Genomic DNA, 24,425 nt, shown 5'->3' on the forward strand with positions numbered 1-24,425 from the left:
TGCTGAAACAAAAAGAGGCGGATTAACCGCCTCTTTGCATTATAATTTATTAGTGATTATTTACCGCATATAGATTTAACCAAATCAGCCGCTTCTTTATCTCCAAGTTCTACCGCTTTCTTAGCATCAACACATGCACTTTCGTCTCCAAGTTGCTCTTTGGCAACAGCCCTGTTATGAAATGCCTCACCATCTTTCGGATTTAATTCTATTGCTTTTGTAAAATCTGATAAAGCTTCCTGATCTTTCTTTAACTGAAGATTAAACAATCCTCTGTTGAAATATGCCTGACTGTTATTTGGAAACTTTTCTATGATGTTGTTATACTCCGAAACAGCTAATTTTACATCTCCGGATAAAAATCTTGAATGAGCTTTTTCGAAATAAGCATCATTAAACTTAGGATCAAGTTCAATAGCTTTATTATAATCAGCAATAGCTGCAGTAAAATCTTTCAATTCTCTCTTGCAATTACCTCTGTTAAAATAGCTTACTTTATCATTAGGATCCAACTCTATAACTTTATCATAATCTGCTGAGGCTTCAGCATATCGATACAGAGCACTCTTTGCAAACCCGCGATAGAAAAAGGCATAATTGTATTTAGGATACAGTTCCACTGTTTTAGTAAAATCAGTTATAGCCTCTTCATATTTTCCGTATTCATTTCTTGCTAAACCTCTTTGATAATATGCCTGGAAATTCTGAGGATCTTTGGATATCACTTTGGTGAAGTCTGCAATGGCATCAGAATATCTGCTATAGAGATAATATTCATGACCTCTATGTATAAGCGCTTCCACTTTAGAGGAGTCTTGCTTTAAAGCTGCAGTAAAATCTTCAATCGCTTCAGACCTCATACCACTTTTGCTTTCAGCTATCCCCTTTTTAATATACGCCTCTGTATAGTCTGGTTTAAGACGAATACAATTATTGAAATCTTCTATTGCGCCCTCAATATCACCTAATTCAGACTTTGCTATCGCAGATACATAATAGGCTTCATAGCTCTCTTTATCATTCTTTGATAAAGTTTCCGCTTTTTGCAAGGCCGACATATAATTACCCTTTTTCAGCTCTTCCAAAGCTTCCTTTTTTAAATCAGTGAGCTGTTTAGAGCTTAAATAACCCTTCCAATATGTAAAACTGATATAATCAAGATTATCACCACCAGTAGCCAAAGATTTCTTATCGTCTGATATATTATCAAAGCGAAGTACTATATATTCTTCTCCTCCTCTTAGTCTTGCTACATAATAACTCTGGCTCTTAATCTCTTTAAGTGAAACCAATGCTTTTCCCGCTGAATAGATCTTCTGTATTTCAGCGAAAGATATGGAAGCAGGGCTAGCGATCTCCGCTACTACAAATGAAGTCTGATTTTTACTTGTAAAGTTTAGCTTAAAAGCAGGTAGGTCAATACTATCAGTAAGATTTACAAGGTCTTTTTCAGAATCGCTGTCCGATAAAAACTTCTGTTTATCGTTCTTGAAGTCCCAAGCAGCTGCACTTTTACCTTGCATATTATAAATTTTCCCTTCATAAGATGGTACTTGAGCCAATGCACAAAAGGAGCTTAAACTAGCAATTGCTGCAATTATGGATAATTTAGTCATAAATTTGTACTTAATTAAGCAATGTGAAAAAGTTTTTAACAGTTTGAAAATTAAGAAGAAATTCTGGTACTTAAAACAAATAATATTCAAAATACTTCTATAATACTTATGTGAGAGATGCCTATTAAAGAACGCAGAACAATTTTCCCTCCATACAGTTTGGCAACATATCTCTCATTTATAAATAGTAGATATCCATTCTTAAAATCTATTTGATTGTCATCCAAAACAGCCATCATTAAAGACTTTGACTATGAGTAATCTGTTTGATCAAGTCTCATCCAATTGCAGCAAAGATCTATCTAAGACTTACAGATCTGGTTTCTCCATTGGGATACAAGCTTTAAGCCACCAATTAAGGGAAAGCATATATAGCATCTATGCCTTCGCGACTTTAGCAGAAGAAATAGTAAACAGCCTTGAAAACAGAGACAAAAAAGAATTACTTTCAGATTATAGTAATGAAACTTATAAAGCTATTGCAAGACGGTTCAGCTTGAATCCTATTCTCAATAGTTTTCAAATGGTAATAAACAAATTCCGAATTGATACAGCTCTGGTAAGCAAATTTTTAAAAGGTATTGAATTAAAAATCTATCAACTACCAGCCGATTCTAAACATTTTGAATTATATACCACAGGCGCTACGGAAGCCCTTGGTTTAATGATTTTAAAAGTTCTATGTGATGGCAATCATCAATTATATGAAACACTTGAAACACCTGCTAAAAAGTTTTCTTCTGCAATCTTAAAGCTTAATAGGCTAAAGAATTCCTCTAAGCTACATTATAATAGAGGAACATCGATCGGGATCCATTCTGACTGGCTTTCAGAAGAAATGAAATTAGCTATGGAACTATCTATAGAGGCTGACCTTAAAGTAGTAAAAGAAAACATAAAGAAACTCCCACAAGGTAGTCAAAGAGCAATTTATATTGTATTCGCATATTACAATGCTTTATTTAAAAAGATTAAAAAACTTTCATTGGAAAAAATAATAGTGAGCAAAATTGGGATTTCATATAACAGAAAATTTATATTAGCCCTTGATTCTTTAATAAAACAGAGGTTGAACTTACTTTAAACTATATCTGCTTGACAAATAGCTTTGTTATATTGGTAGATAAAAATGATTCTGAAAAAGGATTAATGGAAAAGATGGAAGCCCACCAAAAAGGTGAGCTTCACAGAGCTTTCTCTATTTTTATTTTTAACTCTGCCAATGAACTTCTATTACAAAAAAGGGCAACTTCGAAATATCACTCCGGAGGTTTGTGGACAAATACCTGCTGCAGTCATCCTGCTCCTGGAACTCTTATTTCCGAAGAGGCGGAGAAAAGGCTTTTTGAAGAAATGGGATTTACCACCAACCTTCATAAAATCTTTTCATTCATATACAAAGCTGAATTGGATAACGGGCTCACTGAATATGAATTTGACCATGTTTTTGCGGGCAGATTTGATGGCCTTCCCAATATAAATCCTGAAGAAGTTGAAGACTGGAAATTTGTAAAACTCGAAGAACTGAAACTGGACATTATTGAGCACCCCGAGAGATATACCAAATGGTTTGTGATTTGCTTTCCTAAGATTGAACAATATGTGAACCAAAAAAGGTAATTACTGTACGCCGGAAATTAATTCTTCATTTTTTTAAACATTTCCTCATGATAAGTGTTATGCTTAGTTCTTCTATATATAGAGAACCACAATCAATTTATTTATCCAGTAAAATACTTTTATGTGGGAGATACAATTTTTACTTGAATACTTTAAGAAAACAGGATTATCAGCATCCCTAAAATTGCTTTTGGGGCTACTGGCTATAATTTGCTCTACTCGTAGCTTATATGCAAGCACCAAAAATCCAGTTATTATTACTGATAATAGGTTTGATTATTCAATATCCGAAAGACATTTTTCAATTACAGAAGATCCTTCAGACCGCCTTGCCTATGAAGATTTCATAGACCCAGCTAAATCTTCACTTCTAATAATTCCCACAAAACAAAAACTTTATAACTACAATCCCACTTCTTCATACTGGATTAACACAGATATTCATTTTAAAGCATATCAGAAAAACAAATGGATATTGGAAGTCCTGGCAATACACTCTGAAGAAGTTGATCTATATCTTATTGAGGATGGGAAACTAACGGAATTCAAAAAAACAGGTGAAAAATATTCCTTTTATGAAAGAGACTATCCAACCAAAAATATCATTTTTGATCTTCCATTAAAACCAAACCATAACTACAAACTCTTATTAAGACTAAAGTCTCAGCATCATGTGCCTTTTCAGTTTAAGATCAGAAGCCAGCAGCAGTTCTCATATTATGCCACTCATGAGTATCTATATTTAGGCATTTATTATGGAATTCTACTTATAATAACATTATACAATGCGCTGATATATACTAGCACTAAAGAAAAGGTATATCTTTATTATGTGATATATGTGTTCACTGCTATACTCCTGTCCCTCACTGAAGATGGGTTTGGATTTCAATTTATCTGGAAGAACTATCCTGAAATCATACCTTTTTTGTATAAGTATATCGCTCCATCTTTATTCCTCTGTAGTTCTGTATTCTATTTTGATTCCTTTATGGGATTAAAAAGAAGATTTCCTGCGATAAGACTTGTTGTTTTCGGAACAGTTGCTATTTATTTCCTTTTCTTTTCATTGAACTTCATTTATATAAAATTCAATTTTCCATCCTACATATTTTATGCAATTCCATTTCTTGTTGTGCTCTGTTGCACACTCTACATGGCTATAAGAGGGTATTATCCTGCAAGGATATTTATTATCGCATATACATTCATTTGTGTAAGTATCATTATTAAAATACTGCAGGTGTTATCTATTGTAAAACCCAATATACTCACTACCTATAGCTTCAATTATGGGATCACGTTTGAAGTCGTATTACTTTCATTTGCACTTGCTGACAGGTTCCGTACTATTAAAAGAGAAAAGGAACGCGCACAAAAATCAATGATTCAAGAGCTGAAAGAAAATCAGGTCTTAAAAGATCAGCTCATTCTTGAATACAAAAAGAATGAAGCGTTGAATGAAAAAATCACTAAGGAGCTGGAGGCGCAGGTTGCAGAGAGAACCAGGGAACTTCAGGAAAAAAATATCGAACTGGATACTTTTGTATTCAAAGCCTCTCATGACATTAAAGGACCTTTAAAGTCAATTATAGCTTTGACAAAAATCGGAATGAAAGACATACAGGATCCTTCTGCAGAACCTTACATGCAGCATATACTTAAAAGTTCAGAGAAACTTGATAAGCTTTTATTTGACCTTCTTTCAATCACAAAAGTAAAAAAAACAAATCTTTCCTATGAAGTAATAGACTTTAATCTAATGGTAGCAGATGCTCTGTCAAGCTTTAAAAATTTTCCGGAATTTCCATTCATGACATTTGATATACATATAAATGAAACCGAGAAATTTCATTCGGATAAAAATTTAATTAAATCTATTATTCAAAATCTCATCGAAAACCCAATCAAATACAGAGATTGCGAAAAATCTGAAAGTTTTCTGAAAATAGAAATAACCTGCAATGATGAGGAAGCCAAATTGGTCTTTATAGATAACGGATTAGGAATATCCGGAGAGTATCATACTAAGATATTTGAAATGTTTTGCAAAGCTAATGAGAACTCAAATGGAACAGGATTAGGGCTCTATATTGTGAAGATAGCTTTGGAAAAGCTTAATGGAAAAATTTCTTTATCAAGCGAACCAGGAAAAGGTTCCTGCTTTTCTGTTGTGATACCTAATCAAAAAAATGTGGATACATCTGCAGAATATGAAGAAGTCATTCATCAGAAGAATTAAAATTATGAATGACTTCTCTATTTAAAAGTATCCTAGTATAAATACCTTACAAATGCTTCAATAGCTTCATATTCTGGCAGGCCTAATTTGTTGTATAGGTCTGCTGTTGCTTTATTTCTTTCTTCTGCCCTCTGCCAGAACTCTCGTGAATCAGACCCTTGAAACACTACACCATCTTTCTGTGACTGATGTTTGAAAATGCCGTATCTCTTTCTCAATACCTGATCAGGGCTCATTGGAACTGCCATTTCTATCTGATGTATATCCCACTCCTGCCATGCTCCTCTGTATAGCCACAACCAACAATCTTTAATCCAGTCCTGATTTTCAGGATCATCTTTTAATCTTCTGAGAGCCTCAAATACAGCGTCGAGACATACTTTATGTGTGCCATGCGGATCTGCAAGATCTCCTGCAGCATATATCTGATGAGGTTTGATTTGTTTGATCAAATCTACTGTCAATTGTATATCTTCTTCACCCAAAGGTTTCTTCTGAACCATGCCTGTTTCATAGAAAGGAAGGTTCATTAGATGAACATTATTATCCGGAATACCGACAAATCTGCAAGTAGCCTTGGCTTCAGATACCCTTATTAATCCCTTTATCTGACGCACTTCGTCAATATCTTTTTCGCTTTGTTTTTTATTCTTCAGAAATTCTTTTGCATTTTGATAAATAGCATCTATCTCCGAGTTATTCAAACCAAACTTCTGATCAAAACCAGTTACAAAATCAGCATATCTAAGGGCTTCTTCATCTGAGACAGCGATATTTCCAGATGTCTGATATGCTACATGAACGTCATGACCTTGGTCCTGAAGTCTCATAAACGTCCCCCCCATAGAGATGATATCATCATCAGGGTGTGGGCTAAAAATCAATACTCTTTTAACCGCGGGTAATGCCCTCTCTGGTCTCTTACTGTCATCAGCATTTGGCTTGCCTCCAGGCCAACCAGTGATAGTATTCTGTAACTGATTAAATACTTCCAGATTAATATCATAGGCAGGACCATGCTGAGCCACAAGTTCCCCCATTCCATTATCGTTATAGTCCTTATCAGTCAACTTTAATACTGGCTTTTTCAGAGATACCGCAAGTCCGGTGACAGCTTTTTTAATAAGCTTTTTATCCCAAATACATGTATCTACCAGCCAAGGTGTTTTAACGCGAGTAAGATCCGTAGCAGAAGCTTCATCCAAAATAAAAGTAGCATGAGGATGGTTTTGCAGATATGAAGCAGGCACATGCTCTGAAACCGGACCTTCTATAGATGCTTTAACAATTCTGCTTTTATGTTCTCCAAGTGCCATAAGGACCACTCTTTTTGCATGAAGAATAGCTGATACACCAAGAGTAATAGCAGTCCTTGGGACATTGTGTAATCCATTGAACTCCTGAGAAGCTGCTGCACGGGTGCTATGGTCCAGCGCTACCAGTCTTGTTTTACTATTTGAAGTTGAACCAGGTTCGTTAAATCCAATGTGACCATTTCCTCCTATTCCCAATAGCTGAAAATCGATTCCTCCATTCATTTCAATTCTACTTTCGTAGTCCCTGCAAAATGAAGCAATCCGTTCTTTGCTAAGAGTACCATCAGGAATATGACAGTTTTCAGGAAGTATATCTACATGGTTGAACAGTTGCTCCTTCATAAATCTCACATAGCTATACAAAGAATCAGGCTGCATTGGATAATATTCATCCAGATTAAATGTAATCACATTCCTAAAACTTAATCCCTCTTCTCTATGCATTCGAATAAGCTCTTTGTATACACCTTTAGGTGTAGAACCTGTAGCCAATCCCAGTATACATGGCTTATTCAGCATTTGCTTGCTTCTTATAATTTGTGCTATTTCTATAGCTACAACTTTTGAAGCAATTCCGGCATTTGAAAAAATTGCCGTGGGCACTTTTTCAAAACGCTTAGACAATTCTGAATCAGGTATTAAGACAGCCATTTTATCATTACTGTTCAGTATACCATTTTCTGAATTGATAGTAGATCCTTTTACTGAAGCCTCACTCATATATCAACCTGTTTTTCTTTATTCTATTTGAACCGTATTCTTTAATTTTAGTTTGATCTTTACGATTGCATTTGATGGGAGTTTCTCCTTATCCTTTTAATGGAACCAAAGCACCCTTTTTTATTTCTTCTACTACATTGGGGTCCAGCAAAGTAGAAATATCTCCTAAATTGGAAACATCTCCTTCAGAAATTTTTCTCAGGATCCTTCTCATGATTTTCCCAGATCTGGTCTTAGGTAATCCACTTACAATCTGAATTTTATCAGGTTTAGCAATAGGCCCTATAATTCTGGCTACTGTTGCGAGAATACTTTGTCTGATTTGTTCATGATCTTTGTCTACATCCTCACAGATCACAAAAGCATAAATGCCCTGTCCTTTTATATCGTGTGGATACCCGACAACAGCTGACTCAATAACAGTCTCATCTTCATTGATTGCATTTTCCACTTCTGCAGTTCCCATTCTATGGCCAGAGACATTTATCACATCATCTACCCTGCCCAGGATTCTATAATAACCATCTTCATCTCGGCGGCATCCATCACCAGTGAAATAAAGATTTTTATAAGTTGAAAAGTATGTCTGACGGCAACGTTCATGGTCTCCATAAGTTGTCCGTATAATTGAAGGCCATGGGAATTTGATACAAAGATTTCCCTCCACGTCATTACCCTCAAGTTCCTTACCCTCACTATCCACGATCACAGGCTGTATACCCGGTAATGGAAGGGTTGCATAAGATGGCTTTGTTTTAGTAATTCCAGCCAGAGGGGAAATAAGTATTCCACCTGTTTCTGTCTGCCACCAAGTATCCACAATAGGACAATTGTTCTTTCCCACATGATCATCATACCAGTGCCATGCTTCTTCGTTTATTGGTTCACCTACAGAACCTAGCACTTTCAAGCTGTCAAGTTTGTGAGGAGTAACATGTTCCAGTCCACAAGCCATCAAAGATCTTATAGCCGTCGGAGCTGTATAAAAATGCGTTACATTATATTTATCTACCACTTCCCAAAACCTTCCAGGAGAGGGATAGGTAGGAATGCCTTCAAACAGCACGCTTGTTACCCCGGCAAGGAGAGGTCCATAAACAATATAACTATGTCCAGTAATCCAGCCAATATCCGCTGTACTCCAGTAAATACTATCTTTTTCGCATTGAAATACATTACTGAAAGAGTACTCTGAAAACACCATGTATCCGGCAGTTGTGTGAACAACTCCTTTTGGTTTACCGGTGGAGCCTGAAGTATATAAAATGAATAATGGGTCTTCACTCTCGACCGCTACAGCCTCATGCACAGTACTAGCTTTCTCCATTAATTCATTCCACCAAAGATCTCTGGGAGATTTCATTTTTACAGGTTGTCCAGTACGCTTGTAAACAATCACATTCTTAACTCCAGGGCTATTTTGCAGGGCTTCATCTACAATGTCTTTGATTGCAATGGTTTTATTGCCTCGGAATGAACCGTCTGATGTTATGACTAATTCTGCTTTGGCATCGTTTATCCTGTCAGAAAGAGAAGCTGCGCTAAAACCAGCAAATACGACAGAATGAATAGCACCAATGCGGGCACAAGCCAGGACTGCAACAACAACTTCAGGGATCATTGGCATATATATGCAGATTCTTTCTCCTTTTTTTGCACCTAATGACTTCAGCACATTTGAGAACTTACAAACTTCAGTATGTAATTCCTTATAGGTGATAGAGCGTCCAGCTTCCGAAGGCTCATTAGGCTCCCAGTAAAATGCAATTTTATCCCCTTTATCCTTTAAATGTCTGTCAAGACAGTTTTCGGAGATATTAAGTTGACCTCCTGAAAACCATTTTACATCGGGCTCAGAGAAATTCCAGTCCAACACCCTATCCCATTTTTTCTTCCATTGAAACCTGTCTGCCTGCTTCGCCCAGAATGCTTCCGGATCTTTAACACTTGCAGCATACTCTGCTTGGTATTCTTGCAGATTGTTGATTTTATATGCCATAAACTGAATAAAAATTTATAATTTTTTAAATAGCTATTAATTCGAGATTATTATTGTACTGCTTCACCGGAAGCCAGAATTTTGGTGTTTTTATACCCTTTTACTGAAAAGTAGAAAATATATAAATAACATAGCAGAACCACCAAAAAGCTAGAAGTATAGCCTACTTTTTCAGCAAGCCCAGCTTGAATCAAAGGTATAATCGCCCCTCCAACAACCATTGTAACTAAAATACCGGACCCCTTGCTAGTAAACTTTCCCAAACCAGCAAGTGAAAGCGGAAAAATACAAGGCCACATTACAGAGTTGAGCAAACCAACAAGGATCAATAATAAAATTGAAAATGGAATTTCTATTTTCTTAAAAGCGACTGGAAAATCAAGATCGAAATCCAGTACCATTATCTTTATGCTTATAAAGTCGGCATCAAATAAACCTGTAACACTTATGCCTACAAACAGAATTGCTAAAAAAGCGACAATACGCAACATGATTTCAGCCCTGACTTTTTGACCAATTGCACTTCCTATTAACCTCCCAATCATTGCGCTACCCCAATAATATGACAAAAGAGAAGACGCCAGTGACTCTTCTTTGAATTGTGAAAGTATATCTGAAGAAGCTCTTATCAAATTATCTTCCACAAGATATAAAATCAAGATACTTCCTATCGCTACCTCTGCTCCGACATAAAAAAATATTGCTCCGGCCCCTGAAATTAAGTGACCAAAATCTAAAATACTTCCCTCTAATTTTTCACCCTTTTCAACTTCCGACTTTATTTTAGGTAGTTTTAAAAAGTAGAGAATAACACCAATTCCAAAGGTTAACAAGGCAAGACCAATATAAGGTCCTCTCACTGCTGCAGCTTTTTCACTGGTGTCAATTAAGTCTGGATTAAAAATAAAAGCTCCCCCAATAATAGGACCAATAAAAGTTGCTGTTGAATTGAGTGCCCCACCTAGGTTCAGTCTGGATGCCCCTGTTTCTTCGGGACCTAAAGCAACAATATAGGGGTTGATAGCTACCTGTAAAATAGTCAATCCAACCGCTACAATAAAAAGAGCTAATAGAAAAAAAGGATAAGAAATAATAATGCTCGCCGGCACAAATAGCAGTAGCCCTCCTCCCATTACTGAAAGAGAAATTGCCAGTCCCTTTTTATAGCCTATTCTTTCAATTAGATAACCAGATGGAATTGACATGAGAAAATATGCACCGAAAAAACAAAACTGAATAAGCATTGCTTGCCAGGTCCGAAGTTCAAACAACCCTTTTAAGCTAGGAATCAGGACATCGTTCATTACGGTGATAAAACCAATCATAAAGAACAGTGATACCATAAGCGCCAATGGAACGCTGTAATTGGTATTTTCATTTCCCGAAATCTCAACGGGTTTGGAATCTTTGCCGAATGTGGCCATACTTTAGATTTAATATTTTAAAAGTTACCTATAAAATTCAGATAAATTGAGACATTAAGTCCTTTGGTATTTACTGAGTACCTTTGTATACTCAATTCCTACCTAATTATTTCCCAAAAAAACAACATTTTTTCAGATCATCAAGATTTTCAAACCTTTGTTTTTATGAAAGTCCTAAAAAGGCCTCATCCTAAATCCTTCTCCTGAAGAATATGAAAGTTAATTCACCAAAAAATCCAGCATTGATGATCTGATAAACTACATAAAACCTACCAATAAGTTTAAAACAATTATTCAGCAAATCCTATTTACCCTACAAAACACCATCTATTGCTTTAGACAAAATACTTCCCTCCTGAGCTTGACGAGATTCCTTATCTTCCGAACTCAACTATTAACTTTTCACTTTAAACTTTCAGCTTTAACCACTTACAACTATTTGCCATTCTCCAATGATGTCAATTTTTATTTACCCGATTAAAGATTTAAGTTTGCCAATTAATAATAATGTGAGGTAAGATGAATAATATTTATTTCTGGAAGTCCTGGAAAAAAAGTCAAAAGTTAGTTTTTATTTCAGCGATGGGTCTGTCGGTTTTTGCTTCGATATACTTCTTTACCGGATGGTATCTTGAGGACAAACTGGTTATCCAATGGGAAGTTGATTCTAATGCCGAAACATTAAATACTCCAGTTGACACATTCGTCAAGCACCTTTTTAAATACACTGTTGAGTCTGACAGTTATCTCCTATCCCAAACTTTCAAAGGAAGTAATCTTCATCTCTATCCCCTGACCTCCTATATTTACTTTGGTCTTTCCGTGGCAGCAATACTATTGTTATTAACGACCTTTACATATCTTGACCTTATCTGGTATGGAGCGGCGATGCTTGTCTTCACCTTATTTTTATCAACTCTTAAAACAGATTTACTTGGAGTTTTTAAAATATACGGAAATCAATTTCTGGCAGGCATGTTAGTGATTTACCTTATCCCCAGTTATTATTTCCAGGCATTTAAAAAAAATACTGCATTTTCTATAAGGCTTGGTGTATTTACAATTATTACTTTAATCCTCGGTATTATAATAGGAAAATTCAGTGATGTAAGCAATCCATTTTATTATATGGCCAATTTCGGAATAGCTGTTCCAATTGCCCTTACAATGCTATTTTTATTTTTAATCTCCTTTGAGATTATTAACAGTTTTGTATTTCTCACTGCCGGCTCCAAAAATATGTCAGGCAAAAATTCTATTTTAAATTTCATCATCATAAGTGCTTTATACCTGGGTAATCTATTACTCCTACTACTCAAGAAGATGTTGATTATCCAATGGGATAGCCTGATCTTAAATGCATTTTGGATATTTCTGATTTCCGCTATTGTCGGACTTTGGGGATACAAAAAAAGAGCTCCTCTTTTCTATGATATTATCCCATTCCGTCCCTTTGGAGCATATTTTTATATAGGGTTAGCGATTGTCTCCCTTTCTGTGTGCGGTTATGCATTCATTTCCGCAAATGATCCGCTGAAGGAGTCTATCGAGTATGCTATTATATACTCACATCTTGGAATAGGCGCCACCTATTTCCTATACATCATCTATAATTTTTATGACCTTTTTCCAAGAAATGTGAAGGTCTATGATGTCGTTTACCAGCCTAAAAGACTTCCATTCTTCATGGTAAGAGGTATTGGATTCGTAGTAGTGCTAGCGCTCTTTTTGTATTCAAACAGATTTGCATTCTACTTGTGCCTGTCAGGATATAATAATGGAATAGGTGATGTTTATCTTCACGAACAAAATATTCTTCTAGCTAAACATTATTATAGAGAAGGCGTCATTAATGACTTTCAGAACCATCGCAGCAACTACTCACTTGGAGTGATTGCAGAAAAAGAAAATAACAAAAGAGAAGCTGTTGACTATTTCGCTTCGGCCAATGTAAAAAGACCTATGGCAGAGGCTTACGTTAATCTCAGCAGAATATATTTTCAGGAGAACATGTTCTTTCCTGCACTTTTTACCCTTCAGGAAGCTTTACAGAAATTCCCTGATAATGGCATGATTCAAAACAATCTTGGCCTGCTATATATGAATAAAAGCATGTCAGATTCCACCTATTTTCATTTGACCCAGAGTGAGAAAAATCTTAAAGAGAATAAGTCTGTAGCTGCTGGCAATATTTTGAATTTCCTTACCAGAAAAGGACTTACCACAGAAGCCGATTCAATAAGCAGTCAAGGACTCTTTGAAGATGCAATTGCTTATCAAACCAATAAGCTTTCTATCCTTAATTTCAATGGTAAAAAATACCAGTCAGGATTAACAAAAAACTTTATCAATGACAGTATTTTATCTCTGGAATCATTTTCCTATCTGAACAATATAACATTAAACCATCTGAAATATGGTAACAAGGAGATCCTTGATCAGATCAAATCATTTGCAAAATGGCAAGGAAATGAAGATTATAAGGAACAACTCACTTATTTATCTGGATTATATTACTATTACAATAATGAAGGTTTGAAAGGGAAGGAAATACTTGACAACATCAGATTAAATTCTTCTTTTGCTCCGACATATAATTCTGTTCTTGGCCTTTGGATGATGCAGCACGATCTCTATAAGGTTGCCATCGACTATTTCTCACAAAGCAAAACAGAACTTAAAAGCTCCAATATTCTATATTATGCCATTTCACTTATGGAAACCGGAGATTTTGAAGGTAGCAAAATCATACTGATGCAATTAAGTTCAGTTCCAGACAAGAACATAAATAAAATTACTGAGAACCTGCTTCTAATCATTAATACATCTGGTATTGAAGATGTTAAAAATTGGACTGATGAGTTGAAGCTTCAGTTCATCCATTATAAAAAAGGTTCTTTAACTACAGAGCAAATAAAAGAGCTTTTTAAATCTATGTCACGTGGAAACGCAAAGATAGAAGTCACTGCAGATCTCATGGAATTTTATCTTTCTCAAAATAAAATACAGGAGGCGGACTATTTCTTTGGTGCTCTGGGTGTAATTGAGAAACAGGAAAATGATGCTCAAAGCCTTTTAAACAGGACATATTTGAAATACCTGGCACATAAAGGCGAATATGAGGAACTCAACAAGCAGATCTCTAAAGTTTACCTGAATGAAAGAGATTCAAAGCTTAAGCCATTTTTTTCTGCATTGTATGATGAAGCAAAGAATAATACGAAAGATGCAATGTTGAATTTTAACAAGGCATTGCAATTAAACCCATTCAATGAAGAGGTGCGAATCGCTGCCGCTTTATTTTATCAAAAAAATAATCAGTCCGAAAAGGCTTATGACATTCTTCTAAAAGGGATCGAAATTAACAAATACAGTGTTCCACTTATTAAAGCATACGCCCTACAAGCAGTAAGAATAAACCTTGTTTCTTATGGAGAAAGTATCCTTGAAGACTTGAAACTATACGTGAGTCCTTCAGAGTTTTCACAATTCACTAAAGCCTTCCAGGAAGAGGTTAAGAAAAACCAAGACGCTGAATAACATGAAAATATATACCAAGACAGGAGATCAGGGTCAGACAAGTCTTTTATCAGGAGGAAGAGTTTCCAAATCTGACATAAGAATAGAAGCTTATGGCACGATTGACGAGCTTAATTCCTATCTTGGATTGGTGAGAGATCAAGAGGTAAATAAAGTAAGGACCGACCTTCTTGAAGAGATTCAGGAAAAGCTTTTTGCTATAGGTGCTATATTGGCAGCAGGAAAGGATCCTGAAAAAATGAAACTGCCTCAGGTATTAAATAAGGATGTGGAAAAATTGGAAGCTACTATTGATATCATGGAAGGAGAACTTTCTCCTTTAAAAAACTTTATTCTACCAGGAGGCCATCCTTCTGTTTCCTATGCACATATTACCAGATGTATTTGTCGCAGAGCTGAAAGGCTCGTGATTGCCTTGCATGAGCAACATCCGGTAGACCACATTATAATTATATATCTTAATCGCCTTTCTGACTACTTATTTGTTCTTGCGAGAAAAATGTCCCATGAACTGGGCATAGAAGAGCACGTTTGGAAAGGCAGAAAAGCCTGAACAGCGAGATTTAAATTTTGTTATTATCTTTTTAATACATATATAAAATAAATATGACCAACGAACAATACAAAGATCTAAAAGGCAGAGTTGCTGCTTTGAGGAGGTATCTTTGACTACGATAACAAAGTAGAACAAATAGCAGAATCAGAAAAAATCACCACAGCAGCCAATTTCTGGGATAATCCCAAAGAGGCTGAAGTAACGCTTAAATCCATTAAGTCATTAAAAGTCTGGACAGATTATTACAACCAAGTTGAAAATTCATTTAATGACTTTGAAACGTTATATGAGTTTTATGAAGCTGGAGATGTAGAAGAGGCTGAGATTGATAAGGAATTCGCCAAAGTCACCAAAGATGTAGAAGGCCTTGAATTCAAAAAAATGCTTAGTGGAGAGGAAGATCAGTTAAGTGCCATCATTGAAATCAACCCTGGAGCAGGAGGAACAGAAAGTAATGACTGGGCCGGTATGCTTATGAGGATGTATATCATGTGGGCAGAAGCTCATAAGTTTGGTGTAAAAGAAGTCAACTATCAGGCTGGTGAGGTTGCGGGAGTAAAATCCGTTACGTTGGAAATTACCGGTGACTTTGCTTACGGATATCTGAAATCTGAAATTGGAGTACACAGGCTGGTCAGAGTTTCCCCTTTTGATTCAGGAGGAAGAAGACATACTTCCTTTGCCAGTGTTTTTGCCTATCCTGTGGTAGATGACACTATCGAAATCGATATTAACCCAGCTGACATCGAATGGGATACTTTCAGAGCTGGTGGAGCAGGCGGACAGAACGTAAACAAAGTAGAAACTGCAGTGCGTTTGAGACACAAGCCTTCAGGACTTATTATCGAGTGTCAGCAGGAACGTTCTCAGCTGCAGAACAAGGATAAGGCATTGAAACTCTTAAAATCAAGACTTTATCAAATAGAAGTAGACAAGAAAAACGAAGCAAGAGCAGCTGTAGAAAGCACAAAGAAGCGAATAGATTTCGGGTCACAAATACGTAACTATGTATTACATCCTTACAAACTTGTTAAAGATTTGAGAACAGGCATAGAACGCACCGATGTACAAAATGTGCTGGATGGAGATCTTGACGAATATATTAAAGGATTTTTAATGGAAGCATAAACTCAGAAAAGCCCCGACAAAAGTAGGGGCTTTTTTATCCCCTTTTATCCGGCACTCCTCAATTTGAAACATTCACAAATTCATTTCCCCTTTATCTTTCTTATCTTTTAGTTATGGTAGAATGTCTTTGCCCAAGTGCTCGTGAGTAAAAAATCAAATTTTATCCTCCAAATAAATTACCAAATGGTAAAAATCCTGTAAAATAATACACAAAATTAATTTCTTAGTCAAAGGTAACGCATCAGATAAGTTTAATTTATTATTTAAATAGTGCCAAAATGCAGGATAATAAATTTTACCCTTAAAAAAAACTTTTTCATCTAAAAAGATGCAACCTTTTTTAAATGTAGTAACATACAACTGATGTCCAACGAATTTAAGGGGGTTTTGTTTGCCTCCTATTTTTTTTCTTTGTATTCTCGCAGATTCGTCAAAAAAAATTCAAACTATTTAACCAAATAATCACACTTAAACATGAGAAAAAAGCTACCACCGAAAATCTCTCGGGGAAGTAATTTTATTACATCTCCGAGAATTTTTAAGATTGCGTTAACACTCGCTGTCATTTTTGTCGGCTTCATGCAGGCAATGGCACAAAATGCGATTCCGATCACAGGAAGAATAGTATCTGATGATGGGGAAAGTATACCTGGAGTTACAATTGCGATTAAAGGAACTTCAGCGGGAACAATCACCGACGAGAACGGAGATTTCTCCATTTCAGTGCCGGATAGTAATGCAGTGCTTGTAGTAAGCTACATTGGCTTTGTAACACAAGAAGTAAAAGTAGGAAGTCAAACAATTCTAAACGTGAAATTGCCAGCTGATAACAAACTTGACGAAGTTGTTGTCGTTGGTTATGGAACACAGAAGAAGACAGACGTAACTGGTTCAATCTCCTCAGTAAAAGGTTCTGATGTGACAAAAGTAGTGTCTATAGACCCTGTACAATCTATACAAGGTAGAGTTACCGGTGTTAGCGTCACACAAAACACAGGAGCTCCAGGAGCACCACTATCAGTTCGTATAAGGGGTGTTGGTACGATCAACAATAGTGACCCACTATATCTGGTAAACGGTGTTCCAGTTCCAGATTTAGGATTTATCAATTCAAGTGATATCGAATCAGTTAACATTCTTAAAGATGCATCTGCAGCTGCTGTTTATGGAGCTCGTGCTGCAAATGGAGTTGTGCTGGTTACAACTAAGACAGGAGCAAACAGAAAGACTTCTTATGAGTTCAATGCCCTCACTGGTGTATCAAGTGAATGGAAAAGATATAATTTATTAGATGCAAAAGAGTGGGCCACATTAGCCAATGAAGCTTCAATGGCTGATAATGGAACAATCAGATATAATACAGATACTATCGGAGGTGGAACTGACTGGCAAGATCAAATTTTCAGAAAAGCCATCATGCAAAACTACTCACTTAGTGCTTCTGGTGGAACTGAAAAACTCAATTACTATCTTTCTGGAAGCTATCTTCAACAGGAAGGTATCATGAAGAACTCTGATTACAACAGATTAAACTTTAATACTAAGATCGATTATCAGCTACTTGATAATTTAAAAGTTGGTACTTTTATGAACGTATCTTCTTTTAACAGATCCCAGCTATATGACTCAGACCCTTTTAACTCTGTAATTTCAGGAGCTCTTAATATGGATCCTGTCACAAACATTTATTCAGGTCGTGGAGGAGACTCTCTATATGCTTCAGGAATTCCTAGAACCGATATTCCAAATCCATTGGCTCGCCTTACGTACAACCACAATAAGTATAGAGGAATGAACTTCATAGGAAGCTGGTTTGCCGAATATCAAATCATAAAAGGGTTAAAAATTAAATCTAACCTTGGCTATACTTCAAACCGCTTTACACAAAACCAATTTAATGGAAAGTATTATGTTTCTAATAGTGAAAAGCTTGATAACGCCCAGGTTGTTGTTCAGCAAAACCAAACAAGAACTTATGTTTGGGAAAACTCATTAAATTACACAAAAACACTTGCTGAAAATCATCAGTTTGAAGGATTATTCTTGGTGGGAATGCAAAACACTAAATTTAATTATTTCAGAGCATCTAAAGATGGAACCTTTAGCAATGATCCAAGTCAGCAATATCTTACTTCTGCATCAGTAAACGCTAACGCTCAGGGTGAAGGTACAGAATCAGCCTTATTCTCTTATGTAGGCAGAATTACCTATTCATACAAGAGCAAATATATGCTTACTGCAAATACAAGGCTTGATGGCTCTTCAAGATTCACCAAAGAAAACAGATGGGGTATTTTTCCATCTTTTGCAGCAGGATGGGTTGTTTCAGAAGAAAGCTTCATGCAACCAATCAGAGGTATTGTAAATTTCTTAAAATTAAGAGCTAGCTGGGGTAAATTAGGTAACCAGAACATCCCAGGTAATGACTATCCTTATACAACCAACATCAACCAAGGATATAACTACTCATTTAATAACTCATCTGCATTTGGTAGCACACCACTTGGAGCAGGAAACAAAAACATCAAATGGGAAACTGTAACAACGTCTAACTTTGGAGTTGACTTTGGTTTCCTAAACAACAGAATTACCTTCTCTGCTGATTATTTCATCAAAAATACATCAGACATGATTTACAAAAGAAGAATACCTGGATATTCAGGGGTTGAAGAGCCTCCATTTGTAAACGCTGGAGCTATGACCAATAAAGGTGTTGAATTATCTGCGGAATACAGAAATAACATAGGAAAAGTAAACTATAGAGTTGGTGGTAACTTTACCGCTATCAAAAATAAAATAACAAAACTGGATGATCCCATTTACGATGGTCAATTCAGAAATTTCTTGACAAACATCACTCAGCAAGGAACTTCAATGGCTCAGTTCTACGGATTGGAAACTGACGGAATTGTTCAGACAGCAGAGGAAGCAGCAGCTCTTCAAACTGTGCAAGAAGGTGTTCGTCCAGGAGACTTCAAATTCAAAGATCGCGATGGAGATGGAAAAATCACTCCTAATGATAGAACTACTCTTGGAAGTCCACTACCTAAATTCATTTATGGTTTCAACGGTGATGTAGAATATAAAGGATTCGATCTTTCTATTTTCTTCCAGGGATCTTACGGAAACAAAATCTTTAATGGTAACAAGTACACTCTTGAAGGTGGAGTTCCTTACTCAAATTTCTCAGAAGAAATGCTTAACAGATGGACTGGTCCGGGAACATCAAATGATGTACCTAGAGTAACATTCGCGGACCCTAATGACAACAGAAAAATCTCTAATTACTACATAGAAAATGGGTCATTTCTAAGAATTAGATCTGCTCAGCTTGGCTACACTTTACCTGCAACATATTCAAAGCTGGTAAAACTTGAAAAGCTAAGAGTTTATATCATGGCTCAAAATCTGTATACGTTTACAAAATACTCTGGCCTTGATCCGGAAATTGGAACATACACACCTGATTTCTCTCGTACAAGATCCTTCCTAGATGTTGGAGTTGATAAAGGAGGTACTTATCCTCAGGCAAGAACCTGGATGTTTGGTGTAAGCGCTACATTTTAATCAAATTAAACTGCTAAAAAAATGCTAAAAAAAGCTAATCTTATATATTTAATTTTTGCTGCTTCATTATTTAGTAGCTGCAAAAAAGAATTCCTTGATAAAAAGCCTCAGGTATCAGTAGTTGACGAAAACTTTTACAAGACTGATCAGGATATGATTGCGGCTATCAATGCAGCCTATGACCCATTGACAATGGAATCTGATAGGCTTGGACAGCAATTCTGCCTACCTTTTCTATTTGGAGATGTCGTTTCAGATGATGCTCTAAAAGGAGGAAGTGGAGATCCTGACCAGGTAAATTTTGATTACTTTGAAAAGTTTGATGGAAAATCCAGCTTCCCAGAGCTACTCTTAGTATGGCAAAAGAATTATACCGGTATATACAGAGCAAACCTGGTATTGCAATTTGCCCCAAAATCAAATGCAAGCGAAACCACTAAGAATCGTGTAATGGCAGAGGCTAAGTTCCTAAGAGCGTACTATCATTTTGAACTCGTAAAAATGTTTGGTGATGTGCCTGTTGTTACTAAAGTCTTAAATCCTGATGAATATACGCTAGAAAAAAGTCCTAAAGCTGATGTTTACAAACAAATAGAGGCTGACCTTACTGAAGCGTTAGTATTACCAAATAAAGGACAAATTGAACTTGGAAGAGCTACCAAAGGTGCTGCATTAGCCCTTCTTGCAAGAGTTCAATTGTATCAGACACGTGACAATTCTGCAAAATGGAGTGAAGTATTAAAAAATGCTGAAGCTGTTATTAACTCTGGTATATACGATTTAGAGACGGATTACTCTACAATACATTCTCTCGCTAAGGAAAATGGAATTGAATCAGTATTTGAAATTCAGTTCACAGCAGGAGTTGCAGGAAGAGGTGGTGACAATAACTCTAACTGGGGTAGCGGAAATGAAGGAACTTTCTTTAACGTAATGACAAGAGGAAGAGATAATGGTGGATGGGGATTTAACTGCCCAACCAAGAGCCTGCTAGACGAATTCAAGAAAGAGAAAACCAAAGATGACAAGGAAGATCCTCGCTTGAAAGCTACGATCATCCAGGATGGTGATTTAGTTGGTACAGAAGTATATAAAGCTAGTGCTAGCAATTATCCATTCACTGGAACATATTGTAGAAAATATGTAGAATCTGATAAACTTTCACTTCTTAATCCTAGCGATGGTCCGTCCAACTACCGTATCATCAGATTTGCCGATGTTCTTTTAATGGCTGCTGAAGCTGCCAATGAGCTTGGACAATCAGAAAATGCTCTAAAATATCTTAATAGAGTAAGAGCAAGAGTAAACATGGCAGATAAAACTGAAACCAATAAGGATTTGCTTAGAGATATTATTTGGAGAGAAAGAAGAGTAGAGCTAGCTTTAGAAGGACATAGATTCTTCGATCTTGTTAGACAAGGAAGAGCTGCTTCAGTGATGAAAGCTACGCCTGAAGGAGGGAAATTTAAAGAAGGAATACACGAAATCTTCCCAATTCCTTTACAAGAAGTTCAATTATCTAAAGGTAAAATCTCTCAAAACAAGGGTTATTTTTAATATCAAAAATTTATCGAACATGAAACGATTTAATATTCTTATAAATTTGGTACTTACTGCTCTTATAGTTGTAAGTTGCCAGCCAAAGAAAGGAAAGGATGAAGAACTCCCTGCTCCTTCCGTAGCTGATTTTGAAATAGTTCAAAATACGAGTGATCCAACTGATAAAAATACATTTACATTTAAAAACACTACTCCTGGAGCATTTATAACTTCATGGGATTTTGGAGGTATTGCTAAATCTTCTGCATCAAATGAAACTGTATTTTTCGGATATAAAGGAACTTATAAAATAAAGTTACTTGCAACATCTAAAGGTGGTACAACTACCATTACAAAAGATCTTGTCATTCCGGAAAATAGTCCATATGCTGCAGATTTTGAAATTGAAAAAATTGGAGATTACAAGTTTAAAGTTACTTCAACTGTACCAGATCCGATAGATATGACATTCACCTATACAAATGGTGACAGTTCAAAGACTCAAGTTTCTGAGGTATATTTTCCTTTTAAAGGAAATTACAACATTACTCTGAAAGTAAAAACTGTTAAAGGTGTTTCTTCTATTACTAAACCTGTTGAAGTTACAGAAGACCATGATCCTGCTAACCCAGATCTTAATGATCCTGTAGTGTTAGCCTTGACAGGGGGACTTGCGGCTGCGAATGGAAAGACTTGGGTAATGATACCTAATGGTAAAAGTGGTGGTGTTGGTCCACTTGGAACATTAACTCCTGATTGGTGGAACCAACCTGATGGATTTACTGGTCCAGCTTGGGAAAAAGGAATGCTAACCAATGAGTTTACATTCAATATTCGTCAATACCAATATATTCCAAAAAATGGTAATGTAACTGTACACTGGAACTTCGCTAAAGAGCTAACAGGGGTTAAAAGAGGAACTTACGATGATGGCTTCTACACAGATCCTAAACACAAGCAAGCACCATTCATAATTAGAAAGGCAAATGGAGCAGGCACTGGTTACACTCTTGATTTCACAAATGGAAGTTACCTTGGGTACTATGATAGAAGATATAATCATGAAATAGTGAAGATATCAGCAGATACACTGTTTATCAGACATCACTATGCTGATAGTACTAATACTAGTCCAGCTGAGGATGGTGGAGCTAGGTATTTTACATTAGTACCTAAAAAATAATTTCTTCTTAAAAGATAAATAAAAAAGCCCCGAAATTCGGGGCTTTTTATTTTACAGATCTTAGGCGATTATATTTAACAGCATGTATCCTGTCAAATTTCATCTAATAAATTACCAATATTGGTAATAAGCCTAAATTGTGCTATCAATAAAATAACCATTCATGGTTATTGACCCCCTCTTATTTTTTTGCAAATATTGCAGTGTGATTATTAAGTAATAATATTTGGGAGTTCAATCAGCTAAATAAAACGGCAATTTTAAGATTTAAAGTTGTCGTTTTTTTTCTTATTCAAACTTTATTGAATTCACTGTCCCGATTTATTATTATCATTAGCAAATTCATAGGAAGCCACAATCTCCTATTGTATTGTTTTTTTCCTTCCCCTTTACCGTTTATTTTGACTTGAAAAAATAATCCTTATTTTTACTTTGAAGCCTGAAAATTTCAATCCGGCTAACTTTCATTTCAATTTTTATCCTATTTATGAAAACTATTGCCGCACTAAAAAATGAAATAAGCTACTACTAACTTGCTAAAAGCATTTGAAAAACATATCTCCGAAAATTGCTTTCTATGCAGAAATATTTTAAAACTAATAGACCTTGCAAAGTTTCGGGCTCTTGCCGATTTATCACCAAGTGTGATATGCATAATAGATGTTGTTACTAAAGAGTTTCTATATGTCAGTAATAGTACATTAAACGCCTTAGGTTATCCTCCTGAAGATTTTACAATGAAGGTCTTTTTAAAACTATTAAGATCTTTCCTGCTGACCAAATGAAGGTTTTCGTTGAAAAAATATTGCCATCAATGTTAATGACTTTTGATAGGTACGACCAAGGTAGCGAAATTGAAGATATAAAATTCACATACAGTATTAAGCTTAGTCACAAAGATGGCTCTCAAAGATGGTTCATCATCAAGTAACGGCTATCTCAAGAGATGACAACAACGATGTCCGCATTTTATTAATTCAAATGACTGATATCCATCAATTCAAAACTGATGACAATATTATCTTTACTATTCATAAAAAAAATAAGGATGGAGTTTATGCAAATATTATGAAGAGAACCTTTTTATGCAGAGATCAAGACTATATTCTTTCTGAAAGAGAAGTTGAAGTACTGAATCTTATGGGACAAGGCCTTACCAGCAAAGAGATTGCAGATTCTTTATTTGTTAGCGAACATACAATTTATAAGCATAGAAAAAATATGTTAAAAAAATTGAATGTTAGAAGATCCGGAGATCTATTAAAGAAAGCTTTGAGTGTCGGTATTGTTTGACACCACTATTCCCACCCATTATTTTTTTTCTTACCGAGTATTAATATGATTATTACTCATTAAGCTTATTTCAAATATTTCAGCCGTCCTGTAAAATCAACATCCATTAAAAGTATAACAAGTTTGTAAAAATATTTTAGTAGATCCCTTTCAAATTTTGATGCTTATCATCAAAAATAACCATTAATGGTTATTGACCTCAGATCAATATTTTGCAATTTTTGTATCGTGATTATTAAGTAATACTTGGGAAGTTCGACCAGCTAATTTTTTAAACTCAACTAAACTAAACGGTAGGTTCAATATTTGAATCTGCCGTTTTTTTTATATTAGCCCTAAAGAATTCCATCAAATTTATTATTAATATCACCTAATATATCGTACCTTTTCACTGTTCAATCTATTTTTTACAAAACCTTTTTTATAACTAAACTAATTCAACTATGGGTATTACCAATGTGCAGAAAAAATATACTGAACTGAATGTCATCAATGACGAGATTGCTTCTTTGGCAAATGAGCCTGATATATATTTTCATATTGAAAAAATAAAAAAGCTCCAGGAGATATATCCACATCTGAAACACTCCCCTAATATTATTTGTGTTATTGATATTTTAACTCAGGAATATCTTTTTGTAAGTGATAATATCCTCGCTATTCTTGGCCATGAGCCATACGA

16 protein-coding genes are annotated in these 24,425 nt (G+C 35.6%); 12 read left to right on the forward strand and 4 right to left on the reverse strand.

What is annotated here, in order from left to right; genetic code table 11:
- Positions 1-56: 56 nt before the first annotated feature.
- On the reverse strand, positions 57-1,616 hold the full coding sequence (locus J7604_RS14775; RefSeq protein WP_293897106.1) for a tetratricopeptide repeat protein: 1,560 nt from the start codon (positions 1,614-1,616) through the stop codon (positions 57-59).
- Positions 1,617-1,869: 253 nt separating this feature from the next.
- Here J7604_RS14775 and J7604_RS14780 point away from each other — a divergent pair, with 253 nt between their 5' ends.
- From J7604_RS14780 to J7604_RS14790, 3 genes are all read left to right on the forward strand, one after another.
- On the forward strand, positions 1,870-2,700 hold the full coding sequence (locus J7604_RS14780) for a squalene/phytoene synthase family protein (protein ID WP_293897107.1): 831 nt from the start codon (positions 1,870-1,872) through the stop codon (positions 2,698-2,700).
- Between the two features lie 11 nt (positions 2,701-2,711).
- Entirely contained in the window at positions 2,712-3,236 is a 525-nt protein-coding gene (gene idi, locus J7604_RS14785) for an isopentenyl-diphosphate Delta-isomerase (RefSeq protein WP_293897108.1), read from the forward strand.
- A gap of 121 nt (positions 3,237-3,357) precedes the next feature.
- On the forward strand, positions 3,358-5,478 hold the full coding sequence (locus tag J7604_RS14790; protein ID WP_293897109.1) for a sensor histidine kinase: 2,121 nt from the start codon (positions 3,358-3,360) through the stop codon (positions 5,476-5,478).
- A gap of 32 nt (positions 5,479-5,510) precedes the next feature.
- Here J7604_RS14790 and nagB read toward each other — a convergent pair whose 3' ends face one another.
- The 3 genes from nagB to J7604_RS14805 all read right to left on the reverse strand — a co-directional run bounded on the left by nagB (position 5,511) and on the right by J7604_RS14805 (position 10,937).
- Positions 5,511-7,445, reverse strand: a complete 1,935-nt coding sequence (gene nagB, locus J7604_RS14795) for a glucosamine-6-phosphate deaminase (RefSeq protein WP_293897124.1) — start codon at positions 7,443-7,445, stop codon at positions 5,511-5,513.
- Positions 7,446-7,602: 157 nt separating this feature from the next.
- Entirely contained in the window at positions 7,603-9,513 is a 1,911-nt protein-coding gene (acs, locus tag J7604_RS14800) for an acetate--CoA ligase (RefSeq protein ID WP_293897110.1), read from the reverse strand.
- A gap of 50 nt (positions 9,514-9,563) precedes the next feature.
- Positions 9,564-10,937, reverse strand: a complete 1,374-nt coding sequence (locus tag J7604_RS14805) for a sugar MFS transporter (protein WP_293897111.1) — start codon at positions 10,935-10,937, stop codon at positions 9,564-9,566.
- A gap of 519 nt (positions 10,938-11,456) precedes the next feature.
- Between J7604_RS14805 and J7604_RS14810 the strand changes: the two genes are divergently transcribed.
- From J7604_RS14810 to J7604_RS14850, 9 genes are all read left to right on the forward strand, one after another.
- Entirely contained in the window at positions 11,457-14,477 is a 3,021-nt protein-coding gene (locus J7604_RS14810; RefSeq protein ID WP_293897112.1) for a hypothetical protein, read from the forward strand.
- Position 14,478: 1 nt separating this feature from the next.
- Positions 14,479-15,030: a cob(I)yrinic acid a,c-diamide adenosyltransferase gene (locus J7604_RS14815; protein ID WP_293897113.1), complete on the forward strand. Its 552-nt coding sequence runs from the start codon at positions 14,479-14,481 to the stop codon at positions 15,028-15,030.
- A gap of 53 nt (positions 15,031-15,083) precedes the next feature.
- A protein-coding gene (gene prfB, locus J7604_RS14820) for a peptide chain release factor 2 (protein WP_293897114.1) occupies positions 15,084-16,161 on the forward strand; the annotation gives its coding sequence in 2 pieces (ribosomal slippage) (positions 15,084-15,143 and positions 15,145-16,161; 1,077 coding nt in all).
- A gap of 474 nt (positions 16,162-16,635) precedes the next feature.
- Positions 16,636-19,728, forward strand: a complete 3,093-nt coding sequence (locus J7604_RS14825) for a TonB-dependent receptor (RefSeq protein ID WP_293897115.1) — start codon at positions 16,636-16,638, stop codon at positions 19,726-19,728.
- Positions 19,729-19,749: 21 nt separating this feature from the next.
- The gene (locus J7604_RS14830; protein WP_293897116.1) at positions 19,750-21,285 is read left to right on the forward strand and encodes a RagB/SusD family nutrient uptake outer membrane protein; all 1,536 of its coding nucleotides are present in this window, start codon (positions 19,750-19,752) and stop codon (positions 21,283-21,285) included.
- Between the two features lie 19 nt (positions 21,286-21,304).
- A complete protein-coding gene (locus J7604_RS14835) occupies positions 21,305-22,450 on the forward strand; it encodes a hypothetical protein (RefSeq protein WP_293897117.1) in 1,146 nt (381 codons plus the stop codon).
- A 533-nt stretch (positions 22,451-22,983) separates the two neighbouring features.
- Complete coding sequence (locus tag J7604_RS14840) at positions 22,984-23,235, forward strand: PAS domain-containing protein (protein WP_293897118.1); 252 nt, start codon at positions 22,984-22,986, stop codon at positions 23,233-23,235.
- Positions 23,236-23,362: 127 nt separating this feature from the next.
- On the forward strand, positions 23,363-23,743 hold the full coding sequence (locus tag J7604_RS14845) for a response regulator transcription factor (RefSeq protein WP_293897119.1): 381 nt from the start codon (positions 23,363-23,365) through the stop codon (positions 23,741-23,743).
- Between the two features lie 443 nt (positions 23,744-24,186).
- On the forward strand, positions 24,187-24,425 hold a 239-nt coding region (locus J7604_RS14850), incomplete at its 3' end, for a hypothetical protein (protein ID WP_293897120.1).

The organism is Sporocytophaga sp. (assembly GCF_017745095.1).
In the GTDB taxonomy this organism is placed as follows: domain Bacteria; phylum Bacteroidota; class Bacteroidia; order Cytophagales; family Cytophagaceae; genus Sporocytophaga.